At 48.9% G+C, this 15,751-nt stretch carries 13 protein-coding genes; 9 read left to right on the plus strand and 4 right to left on the minus strand.

The window, feature by feature from the left end; all coding sequences use genetic code 11:
- The first annotated feature begins 16 nt into the window (after window positions 1-16).
- From CWE14_RS08070 to CWE14_RS08080, 3 genes are all read left to right on the plus strand, one after another.
- Window positions 17-670: a LysE/ArgO family amino acid transporter gene (locus CWE14_RS08070; RefSeq protein WP_241972355.1), complete on the plus strand. Its 654-nt coding sequence runs from the start codon at window positions 17-19 to the stop codon at window positions 668-670.
- Between the two features lie 690 nt (window positions 671-1,360).
- The gene (locus CWE14_RS08075) at window positions 1,361-1,912 is read left to right on the plus strand and encodes a hypothetical protein (protein ID WP_126798900.1); all 552 of its coding nucleotides are present in this window, start codon (window positions 1,361-1,363) and stop codon (window positions 1,910-1,912) included.
- 13 nt (window positions 1,913-1,925) lie between these two features.
- Complete coding sequence (locus CWE14_RS08080; RefSeq protein WP_126798901.1) at window positions 1,926-2,153, plus strand: hypothetical protein; 228 nt, start codon at window positions 1,926-1,928, stop codon at window positions 2,151-2,153.
- Window positions 2,154-2,935: 782 nt separating this feature from the next.
- Here the strand turns inward: CWE14_RS08080 and CWE14_RS08085 are convergent.
- Window positions 2,936-3,280: a hypothetical protein gene (locus tag CWE14_RS08085; RefSeq protein ID WP_126798902.1), complete on the minus strand. Its 345-nt coding sequence runs from the start codon at window positions 3,278-3,280 to the stop codon at window positions 2,936-2,938.
- A 150-nt stretch (window positions 3,281-3,430) separates the two neighbouring features.
- Entirely contained in the window at window positions 3,431-3,745 is a 315-nt protein-coding gene (locus CWE14_RS08090) for a YebG family protein (RefSeq protein WP_126798903.1), read from the minus strand.
- A 232-nt stretch (window positions 3,746-3,977) separates the two neighbouring features.
- Between CWE14_RS08090 and CWE14_RS08095 the strand changes: the two genes are divergently transcribed.
- The 3 genes from CWE14_RS08095 to CWE14_RS08105 all read left to right on the plus strand — a co-directional run bounded on the left by CWE14_RS08095 (window position 3,978) and on the right by CWE14_RS08105 (window position 9,656).
- A complete protein-coding gene (locus CWE14_RS08095; protein ID WP_126798904.1) occupies window positions 3,978-5,399 on the plus strand; it encodes an aminotransferase-like domain-containing protein in 1,422 nt (473 codons plus the stop codon).
- Window positions 5,400-5,485: 86 nt separating this feature from the next.
- Window positions 5,486-6,844, plus strand: a complete 1,359-nt coding sequence (gene ccoG / locus CWE14_RS08100; RefSeq protein ID WP_126798905.1) for a cytochrome c oxidase accessory protein CcoG — start codon at window positions 5,486-5,488, stop codon at window positions 6,842-6,844.
- A gap of 121 nt (window positions 6,845-6,965) precedes the next feature.
- A complete protein-coding gene (locus tag CWE14_RS08105) occupies window positions 6,966-9,656 on the plus strand; it encodes a M14 family zinc carboxypeptidase (protein WP_126798906.1) in 2,691 nt (896 codons plus the stop codon).
- Here CWE14_RS08105 and CWE14_RS08110 read toward each other — a convergent pair.
- Both CWE14_RS08110 and CWE14_RS08115 read right to left on the minus strand, forming a co-directional pair.
- Window positions 9,635-10,150 (minus strand): DUF421 domain-containing protein, encoded by a 516-nt coding sequence (locus CWE14_RS08110; RefSeq protein WP_241972356.1) that lies wholly within the window; start codon window positions 10,148-10,150, stop codon window positions 9,635-9,637. The genes CWE14_RS08105 and CWE14_RS08110 overlap by 22 nt on opposite strands.
- Window positions 10,150-10,416 carry a DksA/TraR family C4-type zinc finger protein gene (locus CWE14_RS08115; protein WP_126798907.1) on the minus strand — a complete coding sequence of 89 codons (267 nt, stop codon included), beginning with the start codon at window positions 10,414-10,416 and terminating at the stop codon, window positions 10,150-10,152. The genes CWE14_RS08110 and CWE14_RS08115 overlap by 1 nt, the downstream gene beginning before the upstream one ends.
- Window positions 10,417-10,722: 306 nt before the next feature.
- Between CWE14_RS08115 and CWE14_RS08120 the strand changes: the two genes are divergently transcribed.
- The 3 genes from CWE14_RS08120 (at window position 10,723) to CWE14_RS08130 (ending at window position 15,717) form a co-directional block, all read left to right on the plus strand.
- The gene (locus CWE14_RS08120) at window positions 10,723-12,021 is read left to right on the plus strand and encodes a histidine-type phosphatase (RefSeq protein WP_157981799.1); all 1,299 of its coding nucleotides are present in this window, start codon (window positions 10,723-10,725) and stop codon (window positions 12,019-12,021) included.
- 150 nt (window positions 12,022-12,171) lie between these two features.
- Entirely contained in the window at window positions 12,172-15,021 is a 2,850-nt protein-coding gene (locus CWE14_RS08125) for a TonB-dependent receptor (protein WP_126798909.1), read from the plus strand.
- 177 nt (window positions 15,022-15,198) lie between these two features.
- Window positions 15,199-15,717, plus strand: coding sequence for a DUF1543 domain-containing protein (locus CWE14_RS08130; RefSeq protein ID WP_241972357.1), 519 nt, complete (start codon window positions 15,199-15,201; stop codon window positions 15,715-15,717).
- Window positions 15,718-15,751 lie beyond the last annotated feature (34 nt).

Here is a 15,751-nt window from a genome sequence, read left to right on the forward strand (position 1 = left end):
CTTAGGGAGGGAGTCAATGTTTGACGCAAGTATGTATGAATTTGTGAGTACGCTTTTTATGGGCGCGGTGATTTCAGGAGGATTGATCGTTGCCATAGGAAGTCAAAATGCGTTTTTGCTTAAAACAGGGCTAACCAATAGCCATCCTTTCGCTGCTGCCACGGTGTGTTTTCTTGGTGACTTTTTACTTATTGGTGCAGGGGTATTCGGAGTAGGTGCGTTGGTCACGGTAGACAGTGTATGGGGAGCATTGCTAAGTCTGGCGGGAACTATCTTCCTCGTTTGGTACGGCACCATGGCGTTACGCTCCGCAATTCACGGTACCAGCGCCTTGAATATCGAGAATGACGACCAATCGCCTGTTCGTTTAAAATCAACGATCCTAATGGCATTGGCGATGACATTCCTTAACCCTCATGTCTACATTGATACTGTGGTGCTGGTTGGTGGGGTAACCGCAAGCTTATCTCAGGAGTTAAAGCCTTGGTTCGTCGCCGGTGCTTTAATCGCGTCGGCTACTTGGTTTTATAGTCTTGTTTTCGTAGCCAGAAAACTTGCTACAGTTCTCAACAAGCCTAAAGCATGGCGTATCATTAATACACTGATTGCACTATTGATGTTTTTAATCGCCGCTCGGCTTTTTACTTCATTAATTGTTGCGTGGGTATAACGAGCCCTATTCGGGGAACGCGGTGGCCCGTCTCATTAACAGTGCAGCTGAATCATATGTGATCGCCACAGCTCGTTGAAAGGCGCGTATAGTCAATTGGTCAGTTCATCGCGCTTGGGATATCAGCTTGTGGAATGCCAAGACGGCGCAGTTTTCAACGGCTTCGACATATGCCTCTCTATACTCTTCTTTCTCAGGCACATCGAGAGCGAAAAACATATTTTGTACTCGTAACGAAGCCGAACAAACCTATCGGTCCATTGTTTAGCATGTTCAAATGCGTCGAGTGGGGTCTTTCTGTTGAATGCCAAGGGCTTAATGATTGGGCAATTAGCTTAGGATCAACTTGATTCTCCTTGTTCTGGTTTTTGAGAGTGCACATAGCAAATATCATATATACAATCGATAAATTCAATTAATCTATTTCATTTACCATAAAAAAACGTATAAATTTTGTACTGTAGAAGCTTGCAATAAAATATTTTTTTGCAATAATTCTACACTCTCGAGATATTTGTACGAGTACTTCAACGGATGCCAACAGCGTTGCAAGGAAGTTAATGTGGATTTGTGAATAGAATTTATTTTTAGATTCAATGGGTTGCAGTTCTATCAAGTTAGAAGGTAGGAATCAGTTATCACAACATTAGTAGTGCTGGGAAGCAATTAACTAAATGAAAGGATTCAAAAATGACTAATAAAATATTAACAGTTTTACTGACAGTCTCTATAACGCTTCTTGCTAACTTTCAAGTTAAAGCTCAGCAAGCTCCTCTGCCGCCAGGCTATGAAAATGACCCCGAGTTAACAAAAGTTTGCCAAGGCATCTCTGCTGCAGTAGCGGCAGTGTCGGTGTTTACGCCCGGGGGATTGATTGGGAGGAGTGTGGGAGCTGCTTTCGCTGCAATGAATGCTTATCAGGAGGTGACCGGGGGGCGGTATAGTGCTAGTGCCCACTGCGAAATGGGTATTCAAGACTTTGTAAAACATTATACGGATAACCCGATCGTATACAATGATTGGATCAGAACTGTATGCGGGGGGAATCCTTATAACTGTCCGGGGACTCTGAATGTTGGTAGCCCTAGAGACTGCTCAACTTATATTGTTTGTTCAGATTACACGGCAATTCAGCATCGACCATTTTCACTGAATGATTTAATTGCTCCATTTGCGATGACTGAACTGCATGTACAATACAATACTTGGGATAAAGAAATGATAGCTTTATTTCCTTGGTGAAAGTAGATTAACTATGAAAAAATCAAATTTTGTTGTTTTTCTTATTAAGAATTTCCTTATTTCTTTCGGTTTGATTGAGCTTCTTTTTGCTATGAATGTGCTTCTTGATTGGAGCTACACTATAGAAAACAGTGTTCAGGAGGTAGTTGGTAAATTATTTTTCGCTTCGATTATGGGAGTGGGATTTACTGTTCGAGATGTACTTTCTAGACGGAAGTGTAAAGAAAATATATCGGTTTGATTTTGGGATTGAAAAGAGTCTTGGGTATTAAATAAGTTAAACCCAAGGCTCTTTTTATTATTTATATAGGACTTTAAGGTAAATGAATAATTCTTTCATGCCGCCTCCTTGCTTCTACCAGCGCTTTTACTAAGAGCGGACTCGGCGGTAGTTTCGGTGAGGCCAGGTGTGCAACGTACTTTCTAACTTTGGATCTATCCGTGGAGACCTGTTCAATCGAGCTAATCTTTTTTCAGGAATGTCATTATAAAAATAGAAACTCCTGTAGCCACGATAAATGAATTACAGATTACTAATGCTACAAGTAAGAATAAATGCTTGGGTAAATTAAGTGCGTATCCAATTACAGCCAGGCTGGATAGTATTGCTATAAAGAAAAAATAGATTGCAGATTTCTTACCTATTCTTTGATTCATTTTCAACATCTCATTCTTGTTAGGATATGACCTTTATATGCTTACTCTGGTTTGGAGTTTGTTATTCCTGTTGTAGCGGACGACCCTCGGTCTTAGGCAGCTTACGCATCAGCATCAGGAAAAATAACGCATAGACATTCACCAATGGTATGACGCACAAGATGACAACGCTGATGCTTAAGCGATTTTTTATTTTAGCGGTAAGGAGCGCCAGAGGTGAAATTATAACCAGGCACGTCATCAGCAATACCAGAAGAGGTGAAAGATCACCGGTTCTCATTAGCTCTATAATCATCATTACGTTGTTACTCCGGCTCAATGTGGAGATGTGATTGCATCTTCCAGTTGTACATGGTCGCTTTTCAGTTAACCGCCCAGGCTAACTGCAATAATCCCATAGAGGATAAGGCCGATCAGCAATAAATAGACGACACTAAGCAACAGGTTTGCGGCGAACACGGTTAACCATAGTGGTTGGGTAAAGCCATGCTCGCGACGTTGTTCTGCCTTTAATAACTTGAATGTTGAAGGCAGTGTCAGGATCATGCTCGTTATGGTCAGGGGAACACAAACCACCACGTAGATCAGTCCAACAAAAAGGGCGGTGTAGGTATTGTTCACAACCTCTGGGCTAAACTGACTGCCGACAAGATTAAAGCATAGAGCTGCTGAGAGTGCTGTAATTACACCCCAAACCTGACGTTTTTTCATGGTTGCCTATGCCTTTATGGTCTTATAGATACTTATCCTACCTGCTTTTTATAAAATGTTCAGGTAGAAATTGACCAGGCTGGCAGCAATTGCAGAAGGTGTTGTGCCCTACACTTTTCGGAAGAGGAGGGCACTAAGTTTATAGATTTATTATGCCGCTTTAGATTCTTTCTTTTTCGCGGCATCGTCGCCGGCGTCAGCGCTGGCATCGGCTTTCGGGGCTTTCTTTTTAGCTGGTTTTTTCGCGCCAAGGGCGATTAGCAGTTGCTCGCGTTCGCGGGCGAGGAAAAATGCCATGTCCTCTACTTGCTTCTCGTCGGTGAGGGTTTCACTGCGCTCAAGCAGGGGGAATAGTTCTTCCACCATGTCCAGCATTTTGTCGTGTGCGTCGGCTTCCGACTTACTGTTAAATGTCATCTTTTGTTCTCCGTCTCGCACTACTACATATTGCGTAATAACAGCCATGGGCATTCCTCGTGGTGTGCTATGTATGGATTAAATTTGTTAGCACGGTGGTGCTCTTAATGTACTGTTTATTTATACAGTTATTTACATTGAGAGGCAACCCCTTCTCAGATCATCGATGGGTTTGTCAGTTTGCAACGGCTAGCAATGCCCGGCTTAACCCAGCTTTTTTATAACAGCCAGAGATTTAATTTGTTATCGTTAGCAGGACCTATGAATGAAGGTGTCCTGCATGAGAAAGTACGAATTACTGGCCGCCCAGCTCGCCTCTCAGATTGAGAAAGGGGTATGGTTGCCGGGCGAAAAACTTCCGTCCTTAAGAAAGCAGGCAGAGCAGTCAGGTTATAGTTTGATGACTGTGTTGCATGCCTATCAGATGCTTGAATCGCAAGGGGTCTTGGCAGCCCGGGAACGTTCAGGGTATAGCGTGTCGGCTTCGGTATCAGTACCACAAGGTCGCTCACGCGCTATTCAACCGACTGAAGCGGTTAGTGTGAATGACTTTGTATTTGAAGTGCTGCAGGCATCGCGCAATATTCACACGTTAAGTCTCGGGTTTGCCTACCCTGATCCGGCGTTATTCCCCAGGCAGCAGCTGAATAAGGCAGTGGCCTCAGCCGCAAAGCAAATATCATTGATGGCCGCGTTAGATAACCTGCCTCCAGGCAACGAGGCGTTACGGCAACTTATTGCAAAGCGGTATGCAGCGCGTGGCGTTGATATCTCGCCCGATGAAATTGTAATAACGGCCGGGGCACTGGAGGCACTCAGTTTGAGCCTTCAGGCAGCAACCAGGCCTGGTGACTGGGTGGTGATTGAAGCGCCAGCGTTTTATGGCGCTATGCAGACACTGGAGCGGCTTGGACTTAAAGCGGTTTCGGTGGAGGTAGACCCTGAACATGGGCTTGATTTGGCCTCCCTCGAGCGAGCGTTTCAGGCTTATGATGTGAAAGCCTGCTGGCTGATGTCCAATTTTCAGAATCCAATTGGGTACTCTCTCAGTAATGATAAGAAATTGCAGCTTGCCCAGCTGTTAGCTAACTATCAGGTTGTTTTGATTGAAGACGATGTGTATGGCGAATTGTACGAAGGTGACGTGCCACCCGTGCCAGTAAAGCAGTTTGATTGCAGTGACAATGTGATGCTGTGTTCTTCGTTTTCTAAGTCGTTGGTGGCTGGATTTCGCTTAGGTTGGGTAGCGGCAGGTTCGCGCGCGTTAGACGTACAGAAACGCCAGTTAATGAGCACGCTGGCAACCAGCACACCGATTCAGTTGTCTTTGGTTGAATACCTGTCGACAAAGAACTATGAAAAACACCTCAAGACGCTGCGTAAAACACTGGCTGCGCGGAAGAAGGCGATGCACCAATTTTTAAGCCAGTTGCTTAAGGGAATCGCGACCATTCACTGTCACAGTGGTGGCTATTTTCTATGGCTGGAATTTGATAGTCATGTCGACACCACGTCGCTATACCGCGAAGCGCTGGATATGAATATAACAGTAGCGCCCGGTAAGTTGTTTACCTTGAACGATGCATTCAGTCACTGCCTGCGTATTAATGCTTCTTTTCAGCTAACAGAATCGAGTAAAGCGTTATTGCAAAAGTTCTTTCAACAGGTCCGTGAGCATGTCAACAGGTCAGCACTGAGCTGATCTGTTTTTTTTACTGCTGTCTGTACCTATGTCAGGACATAGCAGTCCGTAAACTCCGCCGTATAGTTTGTTGCGGAGTAATTACGGTGAGTTCTAAATTAATTGCAGACAAAGATGTTATTTTTCAGGCCCCGGTGGATGATGGTAAAATCTATATCAGAGAGGAAACCGGTAAGTATCAGCGTATCCGACGTTACCTCAACGTGATTCTAGTCCTTCTTTTTATTCTTTTGCCCTTTATTCAATACCATGGTCAGCAGGCCATTTTATTTGATGTTGGCGAGCAAACTCTGACGCTTTTTTCGATCAAGCTTTTCCCTCAAGATCTGATTATATTCGGCTTGCTGTTCATGCTATCGGCGTTTGCTTTGTTCTTTGTTAGTGTTCGTTATGGTCGGGTATGGTGTGGCTTTACCTGCCCGCAAACCGTCTGGAGCCTGCTGTTCAACTGGGTTGAACGGCGCATCGAAGGCACTCACAACCAAAGCCGGGCATTGGATAAAGCGCCCTGGCGACCCGAAAAAATTATCAAAAAGAGTGCGAAGCATGCACTTTGGCTCGCCATTTCGCTCATCACTGCACTGACTTTTATGTCGTATTTTGTGCCGCTAAGGCAGTTATATAGTGACTTTTTTACCTTATCCAGCTCTGCTCTGGTGATGGGGTGGGTGATGACGCTGGCTGTTTGCACTTATCTCAATGCCGGCTGGATGCGGGAAAAAATGTGCCAGCATATGTGTCCATATTCACGTTTCCAGTCCGCTATGTTTGATGCCAGTACAAAAGTGGTCACCTACGATGCCACCCGCGGCGAAAACCGAGGCCCAAGAAAACGTGGACAAGCGGTAGCAAACCTTGGCGATTGCGTTGATTGCAAGTTATGTGTGCAGGTCTGCCCCGCTGGTATCGATATCAGAGATGGTCTGCAGTACGAATGCATTAACTGCGGTTTGTGCGTCGATGCCTGCAATAAAGTCATGGATAAGTTTGGTTACGCAAAAGAGTTGATCGGTTTCCGCGGTGAGAAAGCGGCGTCAAGCCGAGGGATCGGACAGTGGTTATATGGAGTTGCTTCAGTTGTCATGCTTGCAGGGATCGTCCTTTGGGCAACAACCTGGCAAAGCTTTGAAGTTGGGGTGATACGAGATCGCCAGTCTTTATATCGGATTAATAACGACGGGATGGTTGAAAACACCTACACCTTGACCTTGCTGAATAAATCCAGCTATACGAAAACCTTCGACTTAACCGTTGCAGGATTGGAAGGGGCTACCCTGTCTGAGGCTGGTACTTTTACTGTTGAACCCGGGGAAAAGCGCAATTTTGTGCTGACGTTGACGGTTGACGACGAACCCGAAGCGAAAGTCTCCAATTTTGATTTTATCTTTGAAGTAAAGCAGTCAAAGGAAGTGGTAACCCACGAAAGCATGTTCTACTCAGGTTAGGGGTCGCTAACGCCTGACACGTGAAGTTTATAAATCATAGACTTCCTGACTCTGATATGGGATAAGCACCTAGACGTTTAGACGTCTAAATTAAAATTCTAATTCCATAATAGGTTCAGACATGCAACGAAAGCGTATTTATCAGGCATTGGCGGCCAGCATTTTGCTGGTCTTTGGTGGCGTTACTGCCGCTGATTCAGGTGTCCCGCAGTGGGCAAACACAGAATACGACGAGACGCCCACAGTTGAGGACGTTTTGGGGTATCCGGCGGCCTCGCGGATTAGCTCCCCTGAGCAGATCTCCACTTATTTTGAGGCGCTGGCGCAGGCGCACCCAGAGCGTATTCGGTTAGTTGACTATGGCGAAACCTGGCAGGGGCGGCGCTTGTTCTATGCGGTCATTTCATCGCCTGAGAACCTGGCAAACTTATCTCAGCATCAGGCTTCAATGGCGGCATTGGCGGACCCGCGCGAGACAAACCAACGCGAGGCTGACGACCTGATTGCTGAGCTACCGGGCAGTATCTGGATTGGCGCGAGCGTGCATGGCAACGAAATTTCACCCGCGGAATCGACGCTGGTGACTGCCTGGCACTTACTCGCCAGTGAGCACGAGGATACGCAAAATTTGCTGGATAACACGCTGATCTACATCGATCCGCTGCAAAACCCAGACGGCCGCGCTCGTTTTGTTAGTCGTTACTATGCCACAGTCGGACTTGAACACTCGTCTGACCGTTTGTCCGCAGAGCAGAACGAACCCTGGCCGAATGGGCGCACTAACCATTACCTGTTTGATATGAACCGTGACTGGTTTGCCTTAACTCAGCCTGAATCACGGGGGCGGGTGGCGGCGTTTCAGCAGGCTCGGCCTTTGTACTTTATAGATTCCCACGAAATGGGTGGCGATCAGAGTTACTTTTTTGCGCCTTCTGCTGAGCCGCTGAATCCGCTAGTCACTCAGGCCCAGCGTGACGGCCTGGTGGCGCTGGGAAAGAACAACGCACGTCGGTTCGATGAGTTTGGTTTTGATTACTTTACCGCTGAAATTTTTGACCTTTTCTACCCGGGATACGGCGGGAACTGGCCCAATTTCTCCGGTGCTATGGCATCAACCTATGAAATGGGATCGGCCCGTGGGCACCATTTTTTGCAAAGCAGTGGCGACATTCTGACCTTTGCAGATGGAGTACAGCGCAATTTTGTTGCCTTTATGGCCAGTATCGAGACGGTTGCCGAGAATCGCGAGCAACTGCTGCAGAATTTCTACGCCTTTCGCCAGCAGGGTATTGAGCAGGGTTCACAGCGCGGTCAAACCCGCAGTTATATTTTGCCGAATCAGCGTGACGCCGCAGGCCACCGCCGGTTAGCGGCAATTCTGTCCGAGCAGGGCGTTGAGGTGCGACAGACCACCAGTAGTTTCAGAGCCTGCGGTGAGCAGTATGAGGCGGGCGCTTATGTGGTGGGTCTGGCTCAGCCGAGTCATTCTCTGGTTCGTGCGTTACTCGACCCGGAAGTCCCGCTGGCAGACGACTTTTTAGCCGAACAGGAGCGCCGGCGGAGCAATAACTTGCGGGATCAAATTTATGACGTGACAGCCTGGTCGTTACCGCATTTATTTAACCTGGATTTGGTTGCGTGTCAGCAGGTGGTGGATGTTGCCAGCGAGCGGGTGGATAGCGAACGTGTCTTACCAGGGTATATTGCTGAAGGCGATGCCAATTATGGGTATGTGGTGCGTTGGGGCGATATGAATAGCGCACGCCTGTTAACTGCAGCGCTTCGTGAAGGTTTGCGCATCCGCAGTGCGGACAGTGCATTCACCCACGAAGACGGGCGGGAGTTCGCTGCCGGCAGTTTTGTCTTGCCACGCCAGGGTAACCCTGATGATTTAACGCAGTTGCTCGCGACGCTAAGCACGCAAACCGGCGCTATTGTTGAGCCTTTAGCGAATAGTTGGATAGAGCAGGGGCCGAGCATAGGGTCAGGTAATTTTAAACCGGTGCAGGCACCAAACATTGCGCTGTTATGGGACGAACCGTCGAGTGTCTTAAGTGCTGGTAGTACGCGGTATATTATTGAACGGGAGTTTCATTACCCGGTGACTGCCATTCGTCCGGCGCAACTGCGGGCAGCGGATTTAAGTCGCTATCAGGTGTTGATACTGCCGGCCAGCGCTCAGCCAGGTGCGTACGAGCAGGCCCTGGGTGAACAGGGGCGGGAGAATTTACGTGGCTGGGTAGCGCGGGGTGGCGTGTTGATTACCCTGGGCAATGCCACCGGTTTTGCCGTGGCAGGTGAGACGCCGTTACTGGCCAGTGCGCTTGAGCAAAAGGCGACGGATGCTGAGACAGCCGAACCGCGTGAAGGGAGTTCAGTGCAAGGAACCGTCATTAGCGACGCGAAAACGCATCAGTCATACCTACGTAACCCGCAGGCGCAACCCGACTGGGTGCCCGGTATTATCGCCCGGACACAGGTTGATCAGGAACACTGGCTTACGGCGGGCGTGCCGGAGCAGCTGTACACCAACTACATCGGTAATGAGATCTACACCCCGCTGCGTATTTCAGATGGGCGTAACCTGGTCAATTTTGCTGCTCCAAAAGACCTGGTGGCAAGCGGTTATCTATGGCAGGACAACCGCCATCAGATTGCCTACAAACCTTACGTGATGGTGCAACCGCATGAGCGCGGTCTGGTGATTAGCTTTACTCAAGAGCCAAATTTACGCGGCTACCAACATGGTCAGTTTGTACTGTTGTGGAATGCAATCTTCCGTGGGGCCTCTCAGGCGACGCCGCTGCGCTGATCCTGCAAGTTGTTTTCGGCCCCTTTGCGGATAACATTGAATGAGCCGTCGGTGCCAAGGACAACAGCACCGACATCTTCGATGGATGCCTGGCCAGCTGTTCGAACGGCAGCCATCACGTCGTCTTTGGTCACGCGCTCGCGGTGCATGGTTTTTTCTAAGTAGTTGCCTTGGTACGCCAGCAGGCTGGGCTCGGCGGCAATAACCTTGCGTACCCAGCGAGCGCGTACACTCGACCAGGTGACAATAAATTGCAATGCTATCAATAAAGCCAGGGCGAAGGCGCCCTGTGCCAGCGAGACATCTTTACTCAACAAAATCGTGGCCAGAGTAGAGCCAAGGGCGACGGTCACAACCCAGTCGAAGGCGTTCATTTTGGATAAGGTGCGTTTGCCGGCGATTCGCAGAAACAGCACCAGCGCGCAGTAGGCAAGTACACCAACGACGAGTGTTCGGAGTAAACTTTCCCAGCCGTCAAAAAACATCTCACTCATCAGCGCAACTGACTATCTTTACTACCGCGGCGGTTAAACGACGATGAGGCTTTATTGTCTTTGTCGAGCGCGGTCTGGCACTCAATGCATAGCCGCACGCCAGGCAAAGCCTCGCGCCGGGCCTGAGGAATGGGCTCGTCGCATTCAGCACAATAATGCAGGCTCTCGCCCGCCGGTATCTGACTACGTGCCTGCTTTACACTGTCTTCTGTGCTTGCATCAATTTGATCCTGTACTGCCCCATCGCGTGACCATCCGCCAGCCATGTCAAACCTCCACTTACTGTGTTACTTAAGGCGCGTTAATATTATAAGTGTAGCTTAAAGTACCCAATGACTGGTGAACCTGTCACTAGACGGAGCGTGACACAGACGTTAGTCGGGGAATGGAGGGGGAAGGAGTAGTCATTAAAATGTCATGTTAGTGACATATATGATGCGTAGGCTACTTGGTTTTGTTAATTCATATACGAGATAACTATGCATTTACGTCCTTTATCTTTGCTTTTGATAGCTTTTTGTTCAGTCACAGGCTTTGTGGCATGCTCAGGCGCAACACCTGATGACACAGTATTGACCAGCAAGACCCCGTATCAGCCACGTCAGGACGTGTCGACTTATACGTCTGCTCCTGACGGCTATCATATTGTGATGCTGCAGCACGTTGCGCGACATGGTTCGCGTGGATTATCCAGCGCCGATGACGATGACTTGATGCTGCAGTTGTGGCTGCAGGCAGAGGCGGAAGATGCGTTGACCGGGTTAGGGGAGCAACTTAAGCCAGCTTTAGATGCGATGCTGGCTGCCCATCAACGCTTAGGATACGGTGAAATCAGCACCTTAGGCCGACAGGAACATGCGCAAATGGCGAGCCGTGTATTGCAGCGGCATAGCGATCTTTTCAGTGCTGAGGTTGACCCTAGCCGTTCGATTTTGGTAAGTCACTCAGGCCGCTCCCGCGCCGCACAAAGCGGCGAAGCTTTTGTTGCGCAACTAGTGGCTGAACAACCCCATTTAGCAGCACGTATTCAACCCGCTTATGCGAGCCCTGAGACGGTATATTTTCACAAAGCAGAGGGCTCTGAGGGGTATGACGACTATCGTGACAACGACCCTAGGCTGGTTGCGGCAATGGCGCAGATAGAAGCGGGGGACAAAACTCGTCGGGTCGCTGAAGAGGCTCTTACCCGGTTATTCACCGATGATTTTGTCGCGCGTTTGCAAGCCGGGGATTATAGCTTCACTGCTCAGGCAGATGATGAAGACCAGATTAATGACGAGTTGGATGCGTTATTTGCTTTGCATGGCTTGTACAGCATAGCTCCTAATTTAACGGCGGATGCTGATATTGATATGACGCCGTTTTTGTTGCCAGAGCACGCCAGCTGGCTTGCCTACGTTGATGACGCAGATTCGTTTTATGGTCGTGGGCCTGGTTTTGTCGGCGAGGATATTACCTACCGTGGTGCAGACGCGTTGTTTATGGAAATGTTTGCACAAATAGACGAATTCCAGCGGGCGCCATCGGCTGCGCCTGTGGCAAGTCTGCGATTTACTCATGCCCAGGTAACTATGCCCATCGCGACCTGGCTACAACTGGCTGATACAGAAAAGTCTGTCGAGCCGAGCACGCTTTATGCCTATGAGACGAACCCGTGGCGTGCAGCAATCATCTCGCCGATGTCAGCCAATGTGCAATGGGAAATATACGCGACCGACAGGGACTCCGATTTACTGGTACGGATGCTGCACAACGAGGCAGAAGTTCCTTTTCCAGCTGAGTGCTCGGCGTTTGAGCCTGGCTCTTACTTTTACCCATACAGCGAAATAAAACGTTGTCTGGGCGAGATCCATCATTTGCAGCTTCATTAACAGTCAGGGTGACTCCACCGGAGTCACCCTGTTTATTTCATAAATATGGCTAAAGCGTCACAATAACGTCATTGAATTTAGCCCAGATTGTCATAATTCCTGCCTACCATGACCTCCCATCTGAAACTCAATCAACCAGATGGAAAATTCATGTTGTTACACACTAAAACAAATAAAACTATTCTTGCACTAACCATCGCGGCAATTATCTCTGCAAGCAATGGAGTTGCTTTTGCAGGGCAGAGCGCTGCCAACTTCAGCCTGATCTCAGCGTCGGCCAAGGACATTAGCAGTCAGGCTATCCGCGGCGAAATTTCAAACCCAGGTGGTCAGTTTGTAGCGGGGGCAATTGTTCGTCTGGAAGGAACTAACCGTGAAGTAACCACTGACCGTCAGGGGCGTTTCCGCTTTGACGGCCTTGCCGTTGGTAATTATCAATTAGTGGTCGATTATCTGGGTTACGAAAATCAGCTTATCGATGCACAGGTCAGCGCGCAGGGTGGTCAGTTTCTTAGTGTGATACTTGATCAACAGGAGCAGGCGCAACAGGAAGACGGGATTGAGCGTATTCAGGTGATCGGAGGGCGGGGTGGCCAGGCGCGTGCGCTGAATGCTCAACGCTCTGCTGATAATATCAAATCTGTGGTTTCATCTGACTATTTAGGCCGCTTCCCTGACAATAACGTCGCTGAGTCGATGCAACGTCTGCCAGGCGCTTCTATTCAGCGTGACCAAGGCGAGGGCCGTTACGTCAACGTGCGTGGTGCCCCGCTTGAGTTTGCCAACGTTTCCGTCAATGGCGTTGTATTGCCTTCACCCGATGGCGGCACTCGTGCAATTGATTTAGATACGATTCCCGCGGACGTCATATCTGCACTGGAGCTAACCAAAGCAATCACTCCAGATATGGATGCTGATGCTATTGCCGGGAATATCAATATCGTTACTCAAGGTGCTCTGGACAGTCGTGGTCGGGTCTTGCGTGGTCACCTGGGGCTGGGTCAAAACGAAAAGGGCAGCGGCGATGCTTACCGGGGCGGGATTACCTTTGGCGACCGCATTGGTGACCAGGACAACCTGGGTGTGTTGTTCTCACTCAATCACAGTGAAACCAACCGGGTCACTGATAATATCGAACATAGCTGGGTGTTGCAGGATAATGGTGCGTACATACCGGAAACCACCGAGTTCAAGGACTATGAAGTTCAGCGAATTCGTAGCGGTGCAACCGGGCGTGTAGATTTCCGGCCAACTGATAATACGCATTTATACGTATCTCATACCTACTCACGTTTTGAAGATAGTGAATATCGCGACACTATTGAAATCTCATGGGATGAGTTTACTCCGGACTCAGATTCGTTGTCTGGTGTATCGGGACGTACAACTTTTGATAACGAACTGCGTAACCGTACCGTCGTAAACACCATCAATAGCACCGTGCTTGGCGGGCGTCATCACTTTGACCGGGCAACTCTGGAATTTTCTGCAGCCTATTCTACTGGCGAGCAGAGATACCCGGATCGGGATTACCTGGTGTACCGCGAAACATCACGTCCAGCGATGGCCTATGATTTCAGCAACCCTGATTTACCGACTTTTGAAATTCTCGACGGTGAAAATAACGTAGTGCAGGATAACTTTGATTTTCCGTTGGAAGATTATGAGTTTCGTCGCTATGAGCGTCGCTTCGGGGATTCAGAAGAAACTGAGCAGGCGTATAACATCGATTTAAGCTTGCCAACCACATGGGGCAATGCCTATGTGGTCAATAAGGTCGGTGCCAAGATACGTCTTAAAGATAAAATGAATGACGAATCCAGACGACGTAACGGCGAAGGTGCTGGCGCCCCTGACTACTCTGAACTGGTGATCGACTCTCGTTCACGGCCTTTTGGTGGCTACTACAACAACGGCTTTAAAATGGTTCGTGACTTTGTCGGCGAGTACGGGTCATTGTTTGAAACTGACGATTACCAGTTGCGTACAGCGGCTTCAGTAACCGCAAACTATGACGCAGAAGAAGACACCTACGCAGCGTATGCAATGAGCACCATGGAGTGGGAACAAACTACCCTGTTACTGGGGATGCGCGCCGAACGGACTGAAACCTCTGGCCAGGCGAATGAATTTGATGAGGATACGGAGCAGGCGGAAGCTGTTTTTGCCAGCAACTCGTACACCAAATTATTCCCCAGCGCACACCTGCGTCATGAACTGGATAGTGGCGTTATTCTGCGGGCAGCCTATAGCACCGGCCTGAGCCGGCCAAACTTTGCTGACCTGGTGCCATACTTTATTGTTGAAGACCGTGCGTCGGGCCAGGGAACACTGGATATTGGTAATACCGATCTCGACCCAACCTATTCGCACAATTTTGACTTAATGGCTGAATATTACATCGAGCCACTGGGCTTAATTTCCACCGGGGTGTTCTACAAAGACCTCACTGACCCGATTTTCAAAGCGCGTTCAACTGTAGCGGACGGCGAATTTGCTGGCTTTGATCTGGTGCGCCCGGAGAACGGCGAGTCCGGTAAACTATATGGTTTTGAAGTGAACTGGCAGCAGTCACTTAATTTCCTACCTGGTGCCTGGTCGGGGCTGGGCTTTATCGCTAACTACACCTACACCGATTCGGAAGCGGATTTGCCATTTGGAATTGGTACGACTCAGCTCGCCGGTACCAGTAAGCATAGCTATAACGTTGGTTTGCAGTACGATACTCAGCGGTTTAGCTCGCAATTGGCATACAACTACCGTTCTGAGTATGTTGATTCTTTTGACACTGCAGACCCATCGCTGAACATATTCTGGGATGGTCGTGGCACGCTTGATTTTAGTGCCAACTTTGTAGTCACCGACAATTTCTCGGTGTTCGCTGAAGCAACAAACCTGACTGACAGCAAGGCTATTCGCTTTCAGGGCGAACGCAGCCGGGTCTATGAACACGAGCAGTTCGGTCGTGCCTACATGGTAGGTCTGCGCGCTAACTTCTAATAGCGGGCGAGAGCGTACAGGCAGTTGAGTACGCGCTGCATTTAAGTTCGAATGAGAGTAGCAGCAGTAAAACAGGCTCCAGGTTCTGCATGACCTGGAGCCTGTTTCTTGTTTATAGGCCTCTACTTACAGTAGGCTATGGGTATCTTAGGATATGAAGTGTGCTAACAAAATAACATGACACAGAAACTTTTTATGGTCTACCTGGGTGGCAGCGCGCCTGGAGCGAACATTGAACTGCATGATATTCGCTTTGTGATAGCTACTACAATTGAGCAGTCTTACCCAGAATTAAAACGGCAATGGTTTGGCGACAAGAAAAGCGTTCATATGGACAGCTACCTTCATGTGCACCATGTGGATGGTTATCGGGTCGAATTGTCTGAACAGCCTGTAGCCCAGTCCCGGCGACTTTACTTCGTCAACTTTGGTGGTTATTTCCCCGGGCAGATGGCCGAGTTTCATGATTTTACTCTGGTGGTTGCAGGATCGCCTGTAGAGGCGAAGGCTCTGGCTAAGGCCAAGGTTATAAACGCAGGGTTGGCTGGTGCGGAGCAATTGCATAAAGATGATTTGCTGGCTGTCGATGACTGTCTGACACTGGATTTAATTGATGGCTACTATATCGATTTGCAGCACGATGGGGAAAGCCAGCCTTTAGAACCTGACTGGATGGGTTACCAACCGTTACCTTGATGTCGCCTGCCGCCGAGGGGAACCTTGTGGCGGC

This window comes from Aliidiomarina soli, assembly GCF_003986975.1.
Classification (GTDB): Bacteria; Pseudomonadota; Gammaproteobacteria; order Enterobacterales; family Alteromonadaceae; genus Aliidiomarina; species Aliidiomarina soli.